Source organism: Streptomyces sp. JNUCC 64 (genome assembly GCF_054484115.1).
Map to the genome: position 1 here is coordinate 604,427 of NZ_CM137015.1, position 16,348 is coordinate 620,774.

Sequence of the window (16,348 nt, forward strand, 5' to 3'; positions counted from 1 at the left end):
TCAGCGTCCCATGGTCAGACCGTCCCCGGCCGCGCCCCGGCCGAGCACGGCCGCCTCGATCCGGTCGCGCGCCCGGGCGGCCTCGGCGCCCCCGGTCGCGCCGTCGGCGGTCAGGTCCACGACCCGGCCGCGCCCGGTGTCGAACCACTGCGGCAGGAACTCCGCCGCGCCGACCTCCCAGCGGGCGCCGGGCCGGGCGGGGGGCGCGAAGGTGAAGCGGGCGATGCTGCCCTCGTTGCCCCGGGCGTCCCACTCGCCCTGGTGGTTCACCATGTCGCCGGCGATCTGGTCGCCCATGCCGTAGACGATCCAGGTGCCGTTGACCTTCTCGTACGCCTGGGGGACGTGCGCGTGGGTGCCGAGGATGAGGTCGATGTCGGGACGGCCGCCGGTGCGCAGCGCGGTGAGCTGTTCGCCGAGGGCGAGTTGGTCCTCGTCGGGCTCCTCCTGCCACTCGGTGCCCCAGTGCAGCGAGACGACGACCACGTCGGCGCCCGCCGCGCGGGCGGCCCGGGCGTCCCGGGTGATCAGTTCGGGCTCCATCGGGTTCACCACCCATCCCAGGTCCTCGGGGAGCGGATCGGCGTTGGTGCCGAAGGTGTAAGCGAGGTGGGCGACCTTGGCGGTCCCGCCGGTCAGCCAGGCCGGGGTGCGGGCCTCGCGCGCGGACCGGGCGGAGCCCGCGTGCTTGACGCCCGCGCGGTCGAGGGCGTCCAGGGTCCGGGTCACGCCCGCCACCCCGTCGTCCAGGGTGTGGTTGGAGGCGGTGGAGCAGGAGTCGTAGCCGGTGGCCCGGAGTCCGGCGGCCACCTCGGGCGGGGACTTGAAGGCGGGGTAGCCGGTGTAGTCGCCGTCGGCGCCGTAGATCGTCTCCATGTGGCAGAGGGCGAGGTCGGCTCCGGAGATCACGGGCCGGACCCCGGCCAGCATGGGGGCGAAGTCGTAGCCCTCGCCGGTCGCGTCGGCCCGGGCCCGGCGGATGATCGAGTCGTGCGGCAGGACGTCCCCGGTGGCGACCAGGGTGAAGCCGCGTTCCCCGCCCCGCTCCGGGGCGGCGGCGGACGCCGACGGGCCGGAGCGGGCGGCCGACGGGGAGGCGGCGCGGGTGGCGCCCGGGCGGTCCGGGGGTGCCGGATCGGCGCAGGCGGTGACGGCTCCGCCGAGCAGCAGGGCCACACCGGTCGCGAGGGCGGCCCGGGGGCGGAACGTGCGGTGGGGACACGGATGGTGATGCGGGGTCATGGCACCGGCTTCCCGTCGCTGCGCGTGCTGCCGGGCGGCGGGCGGGGCGGGCACGGGGCACCGCGCGGGCTCCTCCGCTCGACATATCCGTCTTCTTTTCCTTTCATATGACTTCACGGGGGAAGAGGAACCGTCGCAAGCGGCCACGCGGGACGGTCACCCGATGGGAGGCACCCGGAGCCGGGCGCGGGAAACCCCTCCGCCGGACGCTCCCCCGCCCTCGACGCGCGCATCCGCACCCACTGTGACGCATCTCACGTTTCACTCGGGCCGCTTTCACTGCGTGACGATGGTCCGCCGTTCAACCCCCGCACGTACCCGATGCGCGACGCTGTGTAGCGGAATTCACGCCTCCGGTGCGTCGGATGCGACGGGAAGACCCGGATGCGGCCCCCGGGACGGTTGCGGAGGCGCGGAGGCTCCCTCCGCTCTTCCGCCGCCCCTGCCGTCCGACGCCACCCGGGGCGGCCCGCCGATGATTCGGTTCACGATTCACCGTCACATTCCGCCAGGGACGGCCGTAATGTGAGGGCTCGGCCGACCGGACGCCGGGGCGCCCCACCCCTGCGTCACACCTGTGGCTTGCCGTCCGGGGACACGCGTACCCCGGCAGGCCCGCCCGCGAAGCACAGAGTCAACGTGAGTGAGCCGGACCCGCGGCGCGTCCCGGGCCCCGGCTCCGTGCCGGTCCGGCACGGAGTCCACGGGGCGCCGGGGTCCGAGAGAAGGTGGAACGGTGCTGCCCGACAAAACGAACGGCACGAGTGGCGACGAACTCGTGATCCCCATGGCCTGGCTGTACGCCGAGTACATCGCGGACGAAGTGCTCCGCACCGGCGATCTCGTCCCCTCCAGCACCCTGGAGTTCCGGGCCGGGCGGCAGACGCTCGCCCTCACCGCCTACCTCTCCGACCTCAACGACGAGTTGTCGGGCATCCGGGTCGTCTCCCAGCTCGACGAGTGGCTCTCGCTGACGGCGTACGGCCATCCCTGGCAGGAGTGGGTGCGCGAACGGCTCGCCGGACTCGCCGCCCGGGAGCGCGCCCGGGGCGGGGTCAATCCGGACCTCCGGCTCGCCGAGGCCGCGTGGCGCTGGCTGGAGCACACCGAACTGCTCGCCCCCGACCTCGACACCGGGCTCGCCTGGCGGCGCACCGGTGCCGCCGTCGACGAGAACGAGCAGGTGTGGACACCCGCGTGGCGCCTCGGCGTCCCCCTGGGACATCTGGCCATCCATCTGTTCTGACCGTCCGGCTGTTCCGACCGTCCGGACGCGGCGGGCGCGCCGGACGGACGGCGGGAGCGCGTCCGGTCTGCCCGGGGCGCCAGCCAAGCCGTCCGTCCGGGGGCGTCTCAGCGCGAGGGCGTCACCAGACCGAGTTCATAGGCCGTGATCACCAGGTGCACCCGGTCCCGCGCCCCCAACTTGGTGAACAGCCGCCCCACATGGGCCTTGGCGGTGGCGGGGCTGATCACCAGCCGGTCGGCGATCTCCCGGTTGGAGAGGCCGCCGCCGACCAGGGTCAGCACCTCCCGTTCCCGTGCGGTGATCCCCCCGGCGGCGGCCGGGCGGGCCACGGCGGGCTCGGGGCGGGCGGCGAACTCCCCGATGAGCCGCCGGGTGACCCGGGGCGCCAGCAGCGCCTCGCCCCCGGCGACCACCCGGATCGCCGTCAGGATCTCGTCCAGGTCCATGTCCTTGACCAGGAACCCGCTGGCGCCCGCCCGCAGCGCCCCGTACACATGGGCGTCGTCGTCGAAGGTGGTGAGGATCAGGACCCGGGAGGCGGCCGGTCCCCGGGTGATCAGACCGGTGGCCTCGACCCCGTCCATCCCGGGCATCCGGATGTCCATCACCACCACGTCCGGCCGCCGTTCGGCCGTGAGCCGGACGGCCTCGGCGCCGTCGGCCGCCTCCCCCGCGAGCATCAGACCGGGGCTGTCCGCGATGAGGACCCGCAACCCGGCCCGGACCAGCGGCTGGTCGTCGACGAGGAGCACCGAGACCTCCCCGGACTCCGGGCCGGACGGGGTCCCGGTGGCCCCGGCCCCCGCGCCCCCGGTCACCGGTCCGCCACGGGCAGCCAGGCCGTCACCCGGAACCCGCCGCCGGGGCGCGGCCCGGCCGTGCAGCGGCCGCGCAGCAGGGCGGCGCGTTCCCGCATCCCGGTGAGGCCGTACCCCCGGCCGGACTCCGCCGTGGTGCCCCGGCCCTCGTCGGTGACCGTCAGGGAGAGGGCGTCGTCGCCGTACTCCACCGTCACCCGGCACTCCGTGACGTCCGCGTGCCGGATCACGTTGGTGAGCGCCTCCTGGACGATCCGGAAGGCCGCCAGCTCCACGTCGGCGGGGAGCGGACGCCGTGCGCCCGACCACTCCACCCCGACCCGGACCCCGGCGTCGCGCGCGGTGCCGACCAGCCGGTCGAGGTCGGCCAGGGCGGGCGCGAGGGCGGGCGGCGGTCCCTCGGGGTCGGCGCTGCGCAGCACCCCCAGCATGTGCCGCAGCCCGGCGAGGGTCTCCCGGCTGGTGCCCTCGATCGCGGTCAGCGCGTCCCGGGCGTCCCCGGGCCGGGTGTCGATCACCCGGCGGCCCACCCCGGCCTGGATGGCGATGGCGCCGATGCTGTGGGCGACCACGTCGTGCAACTCCCGCGCGATGCGCAGCCGTTCGGCGCTTACCGCGAGCTCCCGGGAGCGGATCAGGTCCACGGCGGCGTGCCGACGGCGCTCGTGGACCAGGTGTCCGGCGGTGCAGGCCACGGTGAGCGCCACCACCAGGAACACCAGGGTGGAGACGTAGGCGTCGGAGCCCGAGCGGTAGGACGAGGCGCCGAGCGCCTGCGCCGCGAAGGCCGTCCCGGCGGCCCCGGCCATCCGCAGCACCCCCGGGCCGGTCGCCACGATCCAGGCCACCACCGCGTCCGCCAGGAGCGCCTGGAGGTAACCGAGTTGCCAGAGCGGGCCGGGCCCCTCCCCCGGCGGACGGAACGGCGGGACCTGGGCGGCGGCCGTGGTGGTGGCGAGGAAGGAGGCGACGAGGACCAGGGCCAGCGCGGGCAGCGGGCGGCGCGGCACCAGGGCCACGACCAGGACGGCGCACAGGGCCGACGGCAGCAACCGGACGCCGGTCGGCTCGGGTTCGGCCGCCACCGCCGCGTGGAGCACGGCGGGGTAGGCGAGGGCACCGCACCAGGCCAGTGCCCCGGCCACCGCCGGTGGCGGGCGCAAGGACCGCGCCGTGCGGAACGGTTCGGCGGTCGTCATCCGAACCAGGGCGGTCCTGCCCCGATCAGCGGTGGTCATGCCCCGATCATAAGGAGAGTCCCTGGTCAGGACATCGGCCCCGGGGCATACGCCCGGGGGCCACCCCCGGAGCGGACGGTGCGGCCCGGGAGCCGACGCCCCGGCGGCGCCGGGCCGGGCACGGTGGGACGCATGATCGAAGTCCATGAGGTCGTCAAGCGTTACGGCCGGACCACCGCCGTGCGCGGTCTGTCCTTCACCGTCTCCCCCGGACGGGTCACCGGGTTCCTGGGGCCCAACGGATCCGGCAAGTCCACCACCCTGCGGATGGTCCTCGGGCTCACCCGGCCCACCCGGGGCACCGTCACGGTCGACGGCCGGTCCTGTGCCGGGCTGCCCCGCGCGCTCCACCGGGTCGGGGCGCTGCTCGACGCGGGGGACGCGCACGGCGGCCACCGGGCCCGCGCCCATCTCACGGCGCTGGCCCGGGGCAACGGGCTGCCGCGCCGCCGGGTGGACGAGGTGCTGGCGGAGACCGGCCTCGGGGCCGTCGCCGACCGCCGGGTGCGGGGGTTCTCGCTGGGCATGCGGCAGCGGCTGGGGATCGCCGCGGCGCTGCTCGGGGACCCGCCGGTGCTGCTGTTCGACGAACCGCTCAACGGGCTGGACCCGGAGGGGGTGCGCTGGGTGCGCGGGCTGTTCCGGCGGCTGGCCGGGGAGGGCCGCACGGTGCTGGTCTCCAGCCATCTGATGCGCGAGATGGAGCACACCGCCGACCACCTGGTCGTCATCGGCCGGGGCAGACTCCTGGCGGAGGGGCCGCTGACCGGTTTCGCGGCGCGCGGACGCGACACGGGGGTGACCGTGCGGACGCCCGAGCCGGGGCTGCTGTTGCCCGCGCTTCGGGACCGGGGCTCGGAGGTCCGCCCGGACGGGGACGGCGCGTACACCGTGACCGGTCCGACCGCCGCCGAGGTGGGCGCCGTCGCGGCGCGCCTGGGCGTTCCCCTGGCGGAACTGACGCCGGGGAGAGCGTCGTTGGAGGAGACGTTCCTCGAACTGACCTCGGACAGCGTCGAGTACGGGACGGGGGCCGCCGCGTGAGCGCCGCGACGGCCGGGTACCGGGGGCGGTTCGCGGGACGGGCGCGCTTCACCGACCTGGTGGCCGCCGAGTGGGGCAAGCTGTGGGCGCCGCCCCTGACCGGATGGCTGCTCCTGGGCACCGCGCTCACCGTGACGGGGATCAACGCCAACTCCGCCCGGGTCAACGCGGACCGGCTGGCCGGACAGCCCCGGCTGCCGCCCGGCCGCCCGGATCCGCCCTTCCTCTTCGACCCCCTGTCCACCGCGTTCGCCGATCCCGCGTGGCAGTTGCTGATCCTGGCGGCGGGCGCCTTCGGGGCGGCGGCCCTGACCGGCGAGTACGCCTCGGGACTGGTGCGGGCCACGTTCGCCGCGGTGCCCGACCGGCGGGCGGTGGTCGCGGCCAAGGCCCTGGTGGTGGCGGTGGCGCTCACCGGGTTCGGCACGGTCGTGTCCTGGGGGTCGTTCGGGGTGACGCAGTGGCTGCTGCGGGACCAGGGCGGGCTGGGCCCCGGCGATCCGGGGGCGCTCCGGGCGGTGACCGCCGCCGCGCTGCTCGCCCCGGTGTGCGGTCTGGTGGGGCTGGCGCTCGCCGCCGTGGTCCGGCACGTGGCAGGCGGTGTGCTGGCCGTCGCCGGGGTGCTGTTGCTGCTGCCCGCGCTGTTCCGCGGGGAGACGTACCGCTGGGTCGCGGAGATCGGGAACGCGATGCCGCTGAGCGCCTGGGCGGCACTGGTGGAGAACCCTGAGCGGCCCGGACCGCCGGAGAAGTACCCGGTCACCGTCACCGGGGCGTGGACGGTGTTCGCGGCCTGGGCGGGCGCGGCGGTCGTGGTGGCCGTGGAGACGGTGCGACGGCGGGACGTGTGAGGGTGCCGTCCGCCGGGCGGCCGTGCCCCGGTCCGGGTGACGGCCGCCCGTCCGTCCGGATGACGGTCTCCGGACGGACGGGCGCCGCTCCCCGGTCACGGCTCCCGGACGGACGGGTACCGGCACCGGGCGCACGAGTCGCGAACGGGCACCGGACGCCCGGAGCCGCGTCCCGGTCAGGGAACAGGACACCGGGGGCCGCGACCCGGTCACGGACCACGGACGCCCGGGGGCCGCGACCCGGTCAGGGAACACGGGTCACGGCACCCGGGCGGAACGGGGCGTGGATCAGCCCAGCGCCTCCTCGATGAGGTCGGCGGCGCGGGAGGTGCCGCCCTCGGCCCGCGCCTCGTCGCGCAGCCGTGCCGAGCGACGGGCGACCTCCGGGTCGGCGAGCAGCTCCGTCAGGGCCGTCCGCAGGTTCCCGGCGGTGGCCTCGGCGGTGTCGAGGCGGCGGGCCACGCCCAGTTCCACGAGCCGGTCGGCGTTCATGAACTGGTCGACGGCCTGCGGCACGGCGATCATCGGAACGCCCGCCCGCAGCCCTTCCCCGCAGCCGCCCATGCCCGCGTGGGTGACGAAGGCGTCCGCCCGCTCCAGGATCGCCCGCTGCGGCACCCAGGAACGCACCTCGACGTTGGCCGGGACGTCACCGAGTTCCCCCGGGTCGGTGTACTTGCCGATCTGGAGCACCACGTGCCAGCCGGGCAGCCCGCCGAAGGCCGCCAGGCACTGGCGGTAGAACTCCGGCTGACGGGTGTACGCCGAGCCGAGGGAGACCAGCAGCACCTTCTCGGTGCCCGCCGGAGGGGTCCAGCGCTCCGGGTCCGCCGCCGGGTCGAAGCAGGGTCCGACGAAGGTCACCCGGCCGGGGTCGACCCGGTCGGCGTGCGGCTGCATCGCCCGGGTGATCAGGGCCAGGACCTTCGGCGGCGCGCCGCGGAACTCGTCCACGTCGGTGGTGGTGGCCCCGCAACCGGCGAGCCACCGGGCGAAGTCGGCCCGGTGGGCGTCGGCGCCCGGCAGCTGACGGAGGTACTCCCCCACCTCCTGGTCGTAGCCGTCCCAGGCGACGAACGTCGGGGAGAGCTGGAGGAAGGGGCGGCCCTGTGCTTCGGCGAGGGCCCGCGCGGCGTAGGCGCCGATGTCGTACAGGTACAGGTCCGCCGGGTCGCGGTCGTAGACGGCGCGCAGCCGGGGCAGTGCCCGCTCGGCGTCGTCGAGGAAGAGGCCCATCGCGGCGACCGGGTCCTCGGGCCAGTCGTTGTCGGCGACCGGCAGCACCGAGGGGCAGGCTACGGGTTCGGCTCCGGTGGGCTCGATCAGCCCGGCCACCGCCGGGTCGTTGGCGTAGGTCACGCGGTGGCCCCGGGCCACCAGTTCGCGGATGACGTCGAGGCTGGGCAGGACATGGCTGACGGCGGGGACGCCGATCATCGCGATATGGGCACGGCGACGGGACATGGTGGTCACTCACTTCGGGTCTGCGGCGGAAAAGGACACAGCGGCGCCCGCGCGCTGGTGGTCAGCGCGCGTGCGGGGGTGCGGGACGGCTCTCGGCCGTCCCGGCCGTGTCAGCCGTAGAGCTGTCGGAAGGAGGACATGCGGGTGACCCTAGCCGACCCGCGCGCCACGGGGCATCTGGTTTTCCGGTGACCGGCCGGGGCGGGGAGCGCCGGGACGGGGAGCGCGTCGGAACGGCTGGGCCGGACCGGACCGGGGGCCGCGTCGGACGTGCCCCGGCGCGGTGCCGGGAGGTCACTTGAGGAGGCGGGAGAGACGCCGGTCCGCCAGGGGCTTGCCCCCGGTCTGGCAGGTGGGGCAATACTGCAGCGCCGAGTCCCGGAAGGAGACCTCGCGGATGGTGTCCCCGCAGACCGGGCACGGCTCCCCGGCCCGGCCGTGGACCCGCAGCCCACCGCGTTTCTCCGCCTTGAGCCGTCCCGCCGCGACCCCGTGGGAGCGGGTGACCGCCTCGGTCAGGGTGGTGCGCAGCGCGGTGTACAGGGTGGTCGTCTCCCCGGGGGTGAGGGACGCCGCGATCTTGAACGGGGACATCTTCGCGGCGTGCAGGATCTCGTCGCTGTAGGCGTTGCCGATGCCCGCGATCAGGCTCTGGTCGCGCAGGGCGCCCTTGATCCGGCGGCGTTCCCCGGTCAGCAGCCGGGCGAGGGCGGCCTCGTCGAAGGACGGGTCGAGCGGGTCGGGGCCGAGCCGGGCCACTCCGGGGATCTCTTGGGGGTCGTCCACCACGTACACGGCGAGCCGTTTCTGGGTGCCCGCCTCGGTGAGGTCGAAGCCCTCCCCCGTCTCCAGGGCGACCCGTAGCGCCAGCGGGCCCCGGCCGGGGCGGGGCATGCCGTCGGGGAGCCGGTCCCGCCAGTGCAGCCAGCCCGCGCGGGCCAGGTGCGTCACCAGGTGGGGGCCGTCCTCGGTGGCGATGTCGAGGAACTTGCCGTGCCGTCGCACCGTGCCGACGGCGTGCCCCTCCAGCGCGGTGAGCGGCGGGGTGTGGGTCTTGAGCACGCTCACCGCGACGGGCAGCACCCGGACGATCTCGTGGCCGGTGAGGCGCTCGGTGAGAAAGTCCCGGAGGGCTTCGACTTCCGGCAGCTCGGGCATGGCTCCAGCCTCACACGGCGGACGGCGGCCCGCCCGGGGTGCGCGGCGGGACGGCGAACTCGGTCCACACGCACTTGCCGCCGCCCCTGGACTCCACCCCCCAGACGTCGGCGAGCAGGTCGACCAGGAGCAGGCCCCGGCCGGAGACCTCCGCCGCTCCGGCGTCCCGGCGGCGGGGCAGCGCGCTGGAGGGGTCCTCGACCTCGACCCGGAAGCGGCGTTCCGTTCCGGTGAGGACGCGCAGGGTGACGGTGGCGGGGCCCTCGGTGTGGATCAGGGCGTTGGTGATCAGTTCGTCCGCGACGAGTTCGATCTCGTCCGCCCGGTCCCGCGCGCCCCAGGCCACCACGGCGGAGCGGATCATCCGGCGGGCCCCGCGCAGCGCCTCGGGGTCGCCGGGCGGCACCCGCTGCTGGAGCCGTCCCCCGGACTGCGGGGCGCCGACGCCGAGGCGGCGCAGCAGGAGCAGCGCCACGTCGTCGTCGCCACCGCGTTCATGGGCGGTGGAGCAGAGCCGGTCGGCAAGGCTCTGGAGGTCGCGGGGGCCCTCCTCGACGAGGCCGGTGAGGGCCATCAGCCCGTCGTCCAGATCGGCGCCGGGGGTCTCCACCAGGCCGTCCGTGCAGAGGATGAGGGTCTGGCCGGGGTCGAGTTCGACGGTGGTGACCGCGTACTCCAGCCGTCCGAACTCGGCGGAGAGCCCGAGGGGCAGTCCGCCCGTGACGGGCAGCCGTCGGCAGGTGCCGTCGGTGTGGCGGATCAGCGGGTCGAGGTGTCCGGCGCGGACCAGCTGGACGACTCCGGTGGACAGGTCGGCCTCGGCGTACAGGCAGGTCGCGAAGCGTTCGGTGTCGAGTTCGTGGAGGAAGACGGAGGCGCGGGCCATGACGGTGGCCGGGGTGTGGCCCTCGGCCGCGTAGGCGCGCAGCACGATCCGCAGCTGGCCCATGACGGCGGCGGCGTGGGTGTCGTGTCCCTGGACGTCGCCGATGACGGCGCCGACCCGGCCGCCGGGCAGCGGGATCACGTCGTACCAGTCGCCCCCGACGTCCCGGCCGAGGGCGGCGGAGCGGTAGCGGACCGCGATGTCGGCGCCGGGGACGGCGGGGACGGTGCGGGGCAGCATGGCGCGCTGGAGGCCGGTGGCGAGGTCCTTCTCCTGTTCGTAGAACATGGCGCGGCGCAGCCCCTGGGCGATGCTGCTGCCGAGGGCGACGAGCACGTCCCGTTCCTCGGCGGTGAAGCCGTGGCGGTCGTGGTAGAGCAGCCCGAGGGCGCCGATGGGCCGGGCCTGCGCGATCAGCGGCAGATAGGCGGCGGAGGTGATCCGCAGCTCGGTGAGGTGCGGCCACAGCACGGGATAGGAGTCGGCGAACTCCTCCGCCGACTCGATGAAGCGGGGGGTGAGGGTGCGTACGACCTCGCTCATCGGATAGGGCTCGTCGACGCGGGTGATCCGGGTGCCCGGCACGAAGCTGCCGACGGGGCCCTCGGCGACCAGCCGGATGCGTCCGGCCTCGACGAGTCCGAGGACCAGGCTGGTCGCACCGAGGTGGGTGATGCCCCGGGTGTCCTTGAGCACGTCGATGACGTCCTGCACGGTGCGGGCGTGGGCGAGGGCGTCGGTGGCGATCCGCACGACGCTGGCGTGGCGGGCGGCCCGGCCGGTGGGGTGGGGGGCGCGGGCGGTGGTGTCGCCGAGGTCCGCGGTGGCGTCCCGGACGGTCCCGGCGATGCGGTGCGGCCGACCGTCGCCGTCGCGCAGGATGCGGGCCTGGGTGTGGTTCCAGCGCAGGACGCCGTCGCGGTGGCGGACCCGGAAGTAGCCGTCGTAGGTCTCGCCGCCGCTCTTCATGGCCTGGGCGACCCGGGCGTCCAGGCGCTGGGCGTCGGCCGGGGGGATCCGCGCGGAGAGCCCGGCGGGGCTGCCGTCGAACTCGTCGGGGTCGAGGTCGAGCAGGGCGAGGGCGGCGGGGTCCAGGTGCATCCGCCCGCTGTCGAGGTCCCAGTCGAAGCTGCCCGTGCGGGTGAACGACAGGATCGCTTCCGGCGCGGCGGGCCAGTCGTCCGGGAGTGACGGGTCTCTCGCTCCCCGCTCTGCCATGGGCCCACCCTCCCACCACCACCGCGATAGTTCGACTTTTCGGGTTCGCCCGGATGCCCGCCCGTACGGTCACCGGGAGTGACGGGCGGCACCATGGAGGGGTGCGATGGTTCACGGAGCCCGACTACTGGCTCGCCCGGGAGCTGTTCCAGCGGCTGCTGGCCGCCGTGTACCTGTGCGCGTTCCTGGGGGCGGCCCGTCAGTTCCGGGCGCTGCTGGGCGACGACGGCATGCTCCCGGTGCGGCGGTACGTGGCGCGGGTGCCCGCCCGGCGGGCGCCGAGCGTGTTCCGGCTGCACTACTCGGACCGCTTCTACGCGCTGTGGGCGTGGGCGGGCTGCGCGGTGTCGGCGGCGCTGCTGGCCGGAGCGGACCGGTGGCTGCCGCTGGGGGCGGCGATGGCGCTGTGGGCGGTGCCCTGGGCGATGTACCTGTCGGTGGTGAACGTGGGGCAGACCTGGTACGGCTTCGGCTGGGAGTCGCTGCTGCTGGAGACGGGGTTCCTCGCGGTCTTCCTCGGCAACGACGAGGTGGCGCCCCCGCTGCTGGTGCTGGTGCTGCTGCGCTGGACGCTGTTCCGGGTGGAGTTCGGCGCGGGGCTGATCAAGATGCGGGGCGATCCCTGCTGGCGGCGGCTCACCTGTCTCTTCCACCACCACGAGACCCAGCCGATGCCCGGTCCGCTGAGCTGGTTCTTCCATCGGCTGCCGCGTCCGCTGCACCGGGTGGAGGCCGCGGCGAACCACGTCACCCAGCTGGTGGTGCCGGTGTTCCTGTTCGCTCCGCAGCCGGTGGCGAGCTGGGCGGCGGGCGCGATGATCGTCTCCCAGCTGTGGCTGGTGCTGTCGGGGAACTTCGCCTGGCTGAACTGGCTGACGATCGCGCTGGCGGTCTCCGTACTGGACCTCCCGGGCGCCCCCGGGCCCCCGCCCGCGACGGGCGGCGCCCCGGCCTGGTACACGGCGGTGGTGATCGCGGTGACCGTGCTGGTGGCGGTGCTCAGCTACCGTCCGGCGCGCAATCTGCTGTCGCGGCGGCAGGTCATGAACCGCTCGTTCGACCCGCTGCACCTGGTCAACAGCTACGGGGCGTTCGGCAGCGTCAGCCGGGTCCGGTACGAGGTCGTCGTCGAGGGCACGGCCGACGCGGTGCCCCGGCGGGACGGCGACTGGCGGGCGTACGAGTTCCACGGGAAGCCGGGGGACGTGCGCCGCTGGCCGCGCCAGTTCGCGCCGTACCATCTGCGGCTGGACTGGCTGATGTGGTTCGCCGCCCTGTCCCCGGCGTACGCGGAGCCGTGGTTCGGGGCCTTCGTGGAACGGCTGCTGAGGGGTGACCGGGACACCCTGCGGCTGCTGCGGCACAGTCCGTTCCCGCCGGACGCGCCGCCGCGCCACGTCCGGGCGCGGCTGTTCCGCTACTCCTTCACCACCGGACCGGAGCTGCGGAGGACGGGCGCCTGCTGGACCCGGACGTACGTACGGGACTTCCTGCCGCCCACCCGCGCGGGCTGACGGCGACCGGGTCCCGCGGGGAGCCGTACCCGGGGACGGGGCCCGACCGGCGCGCGTCCCCGGACGGATCGCGGACGTCAGTCCACGCTGGGCAGGATGTGCGGCTCCGCGAGGTCGTCCTCGTACCCGGCGAGCCGGATCGGCGCCGAGCGGGACCACACCTCCAGGCTGCCGAGCGTCTCGGGTCCCCGGCGGACGGTCCGTTCGACGGGTTCCGCGAGCTTCTCCCCCGTGGTCTTCTCTGGTGTCACCGCGCACTCCTTCTGTCTGAGGTCACCCTCCGGGCGGTCCGGCTTCACGCTGTCTGCGGGTGCCCGGCGCCGACGGGCCTGGGTGGGAAACGGTTCGGACGCGGTGGCGCCGGGACTCGTCGGGGCGGACCGGATGAGCGGTCCGTCCCGGGGCGGACGGCATCGGAGGGAGTCCGGGTACGAACCCCTTGGTGCCGTCTGTCCGGTACAGATTAACCATCTGAGCACGTGTCCGCTCTATAGCGTAGGTAACAAACCGGGGTGTCCAACTGTGTGAGGAATCCATCTGGTCACGGTCCGGCACCGGACGCCCCCCTGTCTTCCGGCGCCGGGGCACCCCCCTACGCGTACGGCCCGGGGCGGGAGCCGGTCGGCTCCCGCCCCGGGCCGTACGGGCGGGCTGATCCGTCCGGGTGAGTCCGGACGGCGCGCCGTCCGGACCGGACGGCGCGTCCCCTCACCACTTGCCGGGCGCGTAGTCCTTCATGAAGACGCCGTAGAGGTCCTCGCCCGCCTCGCCCCGGACGATCGGGTCGTACACCCGGGCCGCGCCGTCCACCAGGTCCAGCGGGGCGTGGAACCCGGCCTCGGCGAGCCGGATCTTGTCGGGGTGGGGGCGCTCGTCGGTGATCCAGCCGGTGTCCACGGCCGTCATCAGGATGCGGTCCCGGTCGAACATCTCCTGGGCGCTGGTGCGCGTCAGCATGTTGAGCGCGGCCTTGGCCATGTTGGTGTGCGGATGCCCGGCGCCCTTGTAGCCGCGCTCGAAGACGCCCTCCATCGCGGAGACGTTGACGATGTACGCGCGCCGCGCCCCGGCCCGTACGGCGGCGGCCATCGCCGGGCGCAACCGGCTGATCAGGATGAACGGGGCGGTGGAGTTGCAGAGCTGGACCTCCAGCAGCTCCACGGGGTCGACCTCGTCGACGGTCTGCACCCAGCTGTTGGAGGCGTGCAGATCGGGCACCAGACCGCCCGCGTCGATGGCGGTCCCGGCGGCGATCCGCTCCAGCGACGCCGAGCCGGAGACCAGGGCCAGCTCGGTGACGTCCCGCGCGGACAGCCCGCCCTCCCGGGCGGCGGGCAGCGCGGCGACCGCCCCGGAACCGAAGCCCCCGATGACCTCGGAGGCGGGCAGCTCACCGGCGGGCAGCGGGGCGGACTCGGCGGCGATCAGCTCGCTGTACGCCCGGGGGGAGCGGCGGACGGTCTGGGCGGCGTTGTTGACCAGGATGTCGAGCGGACCGGCCGCGCTCACCGAGTCGGCCAGGGCGACCACCTGGGCGGGGTCCCGGAGGTCGATGCCGACGATCTTCAGCCGGTGCATCCAGTCGGCGCTGTCGGGCATCGCCTTGAAGCGGCGGACGGCGTCTTGGGGGAACCGGGTGGTGATCGTGGTGTGGGCACCGTCGCGCAGCAGCCGCAGTGCGATGTACATGCCGATCTTGGCCCGGCCGCCGGTCAGCAGGGCGCGCTTGCCGGTCAGATCGGCGGAGGCGTCGCGCTTGGCGCGGTTGGCGGCGGCGCAGTCCCGGCAGAGCTGGTGGTAGAAGGCGTCCACCTCGACGTACCGCGTCTTGCAGGTGTAGCAGGAGCGCGGGCGCTGGAGTATCCCGGCGAGTTCGCCGAGGGCCGAGCCGGAGGGCAGGATGCCCTGGGTCTCGTCGTCGATCCGCTCGGCGGAGCCGGTGGCGGTGGCCTCGGTGACGGCCCGGTCGTGCTCGGTCTTCGCCGCCCTGCGCTCCTGGCGGCGGCGCTGCTTCACGGTGCGGTAGATCCCGGCGGTGGCCCGTCGGACGGTGATCGCGTCCGGGTGGTCGACCTCCAGCGTGTCGAGTTCCTCCAGCACGCTCAGACAGACGGCGAGCCGCTCCGGGTCGATGCCCGGACCGTAGATGGGGAGGTCCTCTGTCGCCGTCATGCCGTTCCTCGTGCCGCTCGGTCCGCCGGGACCCGGGTGTCGGCCCGGGCCGGGGTGGGGGTGGGTGTCCGAAAGCGGAACTTTACGGGAGGGCCCGGCCGGGACGCCAAACAGCGGCCCGCCGGCGGACGGGGACCGGGCCGGTCTCAGCCTCCGGCGGCCGCGCCGAGGGCCGCGAGTTCGGCGGTGAAGGCCGCCGCGAGGACGTCCAGGTCGGGAACGGCGACGCCGTCCGCGACCAGCCCGACGTGGGCCCCGCCCCGGTAGGTGGAGACGGCGACGGCGAGGGCCTGGCCGTGGGCGAGCGGGGCCAGCGGATAGACCTCGGTGAGCGGGCAGCCGCCCAGCCGCAGCCCGAGGCTGGGCAGCGGGACGCTGGTGACGAGCACGTCGAACAGCAGCCGGGCGGCCTGTGCCAGCACCGGTCCGCCGACCCGGTGGCCGAGCGGGGGCAGATGGTCGGCGAGGAGCGCGACGGCCCCGGGCCCCCGGTGCGGACCGGCCTCCTTGTTGTGGTCCATGGCGGTGCGCACCGCCCGCAGCCGGGCCAGCGGGTCGGGTTCGTCGACGGGCAGCCGCACCAGGTAGCCGGAGAGCCGGTTGCCCGGCGGGTGCCCGGTGCGGCGGCGCCGCCGGGAGACCGGGACCAGCGCCCGGGGGCGGACCCCGTCGTCGTCCCCGCGTCCGTCGAGCCAGCGCCGCAGCGCCCCGGCGACCAGGGCGATCAGCACGTCGTTGACGGTGCCCCCGGCGCTCTTGCGGACCCGGTGGACGTCGTCCAGGTCGAGCAGCACCCCGGCGGTGCGGCGGGTGCCCGAGGGAGGGGAGGTCAGGGCGGCCGGGGGGCGGGCGTCCCAGCCCGCGCGGGCCAGGGCGGCACCCACGTCGAGCACCCGGGCCAGCCCGGCGGCGGCCCCGCGCAGCCGTTCGGCCAGGGGCTCGGGGCCGGGCGGCGGGCCGGTGCCGCGCTCCGGGGCGCGGGGCGGCCGGTCGTCGGGGGCGCCGGTGGGGTCCATGACGGCGGCGGCGAGCCCCAGGGCGCGCAGTCCGTCCGCGAGGGCGTGGTGGAACCTGAACAGCACGGCGAAGGAGGAGGGGTCGCCCTCGGCGGGCAGGACCAGCGCCTCCCAGGGCGGTTTCGTCCGGTCGAGGGGGAGCCCCATGGCCCGTCCGGCGGCGGTGTGGAAGTCGGCGACGGGCTCGGTGAGGCGGACGTGGGCGAGGGGGTCGAAGCCGGGTGACGGTTCCCGGGCCGCGCCGCCGAGGGGCACCGTCACGTCCCGGATCCGCATCCGCAGTCCGGGGACGGCGGCGGCGCGGACGGCGAGCAGTTCGGCGGCGTGCCGGGCCGCCCCCGGGGCGTGCGCGGTGAAGACCCCGAGGGCTCCCATGTGCAGGGGGTGCCGGTCCGACTCCATGCTCCAGAAGGCCAGGTCGAGGGGGGCCAGCGGATCGGTGCCCATGGTCAGCTCCCGGATGGGGGACGGGGGTGCG

13 protein-coding genes are annotated in these 16,348 nt (G+C 75.2%); 4 read left to right on the forward strand and 9 right to left on the reverse strand.

Annotation, left to right across the window (positions count from 1 at the left end):
* A complete protein-coding gene (locus ACVWNX_RS02385; protein ID WP_454412169.1) occupies positions 1–1,242 on the reverse strand; it encodes a CapA family protein in 1,242 nt (413 codons plus the stop codon).
* Between the two features lie 787 nt (positions 1,243–2,029).
* Between ACVWNX_RS02385 and ACVWNX_RS02390 the strand changes: the two genes are divergently transcribed.
* Complete coding sequence (locus ACVWNX_RS02390) at positions 2,030–2,488, forward strand: hypothetical protein (RefSeq protein WP_454414607.1); 459 nt, start codon at positions 2,030–2,032, stop codon at positions 2,486–2,488.
* 107 nt (positions 2,489–2,595) lie between these two features.
* On the opposite strand, the gene ACVWNX_RS02395 is transcribed toward ACVWNX_RS02390, so the two are convergent.
* Together ACVWNX_RS02395 and ACVWNX_RS02400 are read right to left on the reverse strand one after the other, a co-directional pair.
* Positions 2,596–3,243 (reverse strand): response regulator, encoded by a 648-nt coding sequence (locus ACVWNX_RS02395; protein ID WP_454412170.1) that lies wholly within the window; start codon positions 3,241–3,243, stop codon positions 2,596–2,598.
* A gap of 62 nt (positions 3,244–3,305) precedes the next feature.
* Positions 3,306–4,547: a sensor histidine kinase gene (locus ACVWNX_RS02400; RefSeq protein ID WP_454412171.1), complete on the reverse strand. Its 1,242-nt coding sequence runs from the start codon at positions 4,545–4,547 to the stop codon at positions 3,306–3,308.
* Between the two features lie 132 nt (positions 4,548–4,679).
* Here ACVWNX_RS02400 and ACVWNX_RS02405 point away from each other — a divergent pair, with 132 nt between their 5' ends.
* Positions 4,680–5,591, forward strand: a complete 912-nt coding sequence (locus ACVWNX_RS02405) for an ABC transporter ATP-binding protein (protein ID WP_454412172.1) — start codon at positions 4,680–4,682, stop codon at positions 5,589–5,591.
* Positions 5,588–6,442 (forward strand): ABC transporter permease, encoded by an 855-nt coding sequence (locus ACVWNX_RS02410; protein ID WP_454412173.1) that lies wholly within the window; start codon positions 5,588–5,590, stop codon positions 6,440–6,442. The genes ACVWNX_RS02405 and ACVWNX_RS02410 overlap by 4 nt, the downstream gene beginning before the upstream one ends.
* 288 nt (positions 6,443–6,730) lie before the next feature.
* On the opposite strand, the gene ACVWNX_RS02415 is transcribed toward ACVWNX_RS02410, so the two are convergent.
* The 3 genes from ACVWNX_RS02415 to ACVWNX_RS02425 form a co-directional block, all read right to left on the reverse strand.
* Positions 6,731–7,906: a macrolide family glycosyltransferase gene (locus tag ACVWNX_RS02415; protein WP_454412174.1), complete on the reverse strand. Its 1,176-nt coding sequence runs from the start codon at positions 7,904–7,906 to the stop codon at positions 6,731–6,733.
* A gap of 294 nt (positions 7,907–8,200) precedes the next feature.
* Entirely contained in the window at positions 8,201–9,064 is an 864-nt protein-coding gene (locus tag ACVWNX_RS02420) for an Fpg/Nei family DNA glycosylase (RefSeq protein ID WP_454412175.1), read from the reverse strand.
* Between the two features lie 10 nt (positions 9,065–9,074).
* The gene (locus ACVWNX_RS02425) at positions 9,075–11,168 is read right to left on the reverse strand and encodes a SpoIIE family protein phosphatase (RefSeq protein WP_454412176.1); all 2,094 of its coding nucleotides are present in this window, start codon (positions 11,166–11,168) and stop codon (positions 9,075–9,077) included.
* A 101-nt stretch (positions 11,169–11,269) separates the two neighbouring features.
* Here ACVWNX_RS02425 and ACVWNX_RS02430 point away from each other — a divergent pair, with 101 nt between their 5' ends.
* The gene (locus ACVWNX_RS02430) at positions 11,270–12,682 is read left to right on the forward strand and encodes a lipase maturation factor family protein (RefSeq protein WP_454412177.1); all 1,413 of its coding nucleotides are present in this window, start codon (positions 11,270–11,272) and stop codon (positions 12,680–12,682) included.
* A 77-nt stretch (positions 12,683–12,759) separates the two neighbouring features.
* On the opposite strand, the gene ACVWNX_RS02435 is transcribed toward ACVWNX_RS02430, so the two are convergent.
* The 3 genes from ACVWNX_RS02435 to ACVWNX_RS02445 all read right to left on the reverse strand — a co-directional run bounded on the left by ACVWNX_RS02435 (position 12,760) and on the right by ACVWNX_RS02445 (position 16,317).
* Positions 12,760–12,933: a hypothetical protein gene (locus ACVWNX_RS02435; protein ID WP_454412178.1), complete on the reverse strand. Its 174-nt coding sequence runs from the start codon at positions 12,931–12,933 to the stop codon at positions 12,760–12,762.
* A 457-nt stretch (positions 12,934–13,390) separates the two neighbouring features.
* Positions 13,391–14,854, reverse strand: coding sequence for an SDR family NAD(P)-dependent oxidoreductase (locus ACVWNX_RS02440; RefSeq protein WP_454412179.1), 1,464 nt, complete (start codon positions 14,852–14,854; stop codon positions 13,391–13,393).
* A gap of 146 nt (positions 14,855–15,000) precedes the next feature.
* Positions 15,001–16,317: a wax ester/triacylglycerol synthase family O-acyltransferase gene (locus tag ACVWNX_RS02445; RefSeq protein ID WP_454412180.1), complete on the reverse strand. Its 1,317-nt coding sequence runs from the start codon at positions 16,315–16,317 to the stop codon at positions 15,001–15,003.
* Positions 16,318–16,348 lie beyond the last annotated feature (31 nt).

Coding starts and splice junctions, on each gene's coding strand:
- ACVWNX_RS02385 (WP_454412169.1), bottom strand. CDS start 1,242: ATGACCCCGCATCACCATCCGTGTCCCCACCGCACGTTCCGCCCCCGG.
- ACVWNX_RS02390 (WP_454414607.1), top strand. CDS start 2,030: ATGGCCTGGCTGTACGCCGAGTACATCGCGGACGAAGTGCTCCGCACC.
- ACVWNX_RS02400 (WP_454412171.1), bottom strand. CDS start 4,547: ATGACCACCGCTGATCGGGGCAGGACCGCCCTGGTTCGGATGACGACC.
- ACVWNX_RS02405 (WP_454412172.1), top strand. CDS start 4,680: ATGATCGAAGTCCATGAGGTCGTCAAGCGTTACGGCCGGACCACCGCC.
- ACVWNX_RS02415 (WP_454412174.1), bottom strand. CDS start 7,906: ATGTCCCGTCGCCGTGCCCATATCGCGATGATCGGCGTCCCCGCCGTC.
- ACVWNX_RS02420 (WP_454412175.1), bottom strand. CDS start 9,064: ATGCCCGAGCTGCCGGAAGTCGAAGCCCTCCGGGACTTTCTCACCGAG.
- ACVWNX_RS02425 (WP_454412176.1), bottom strand. CDS start 11,168: ATGGCAGAGCGGGGAGCGAGAGACCCGTCACTCCCGGACGACTGGCCC.
- ACVWNX_RS02440 (WP_454412179.1), bottom strand. CDS start 14,854: ATGACGGCGACAGAGGACCTCCCCATCTACGGTCCGGGCATCGACCCG.
- ACVWNX_RS02445 (WP_454412180.1), bottom strand. CDS start 16,317: ATGGGCACCGATCCGCTGGCCCCCCTCGACCTGGCCTTCTGGAGCATG.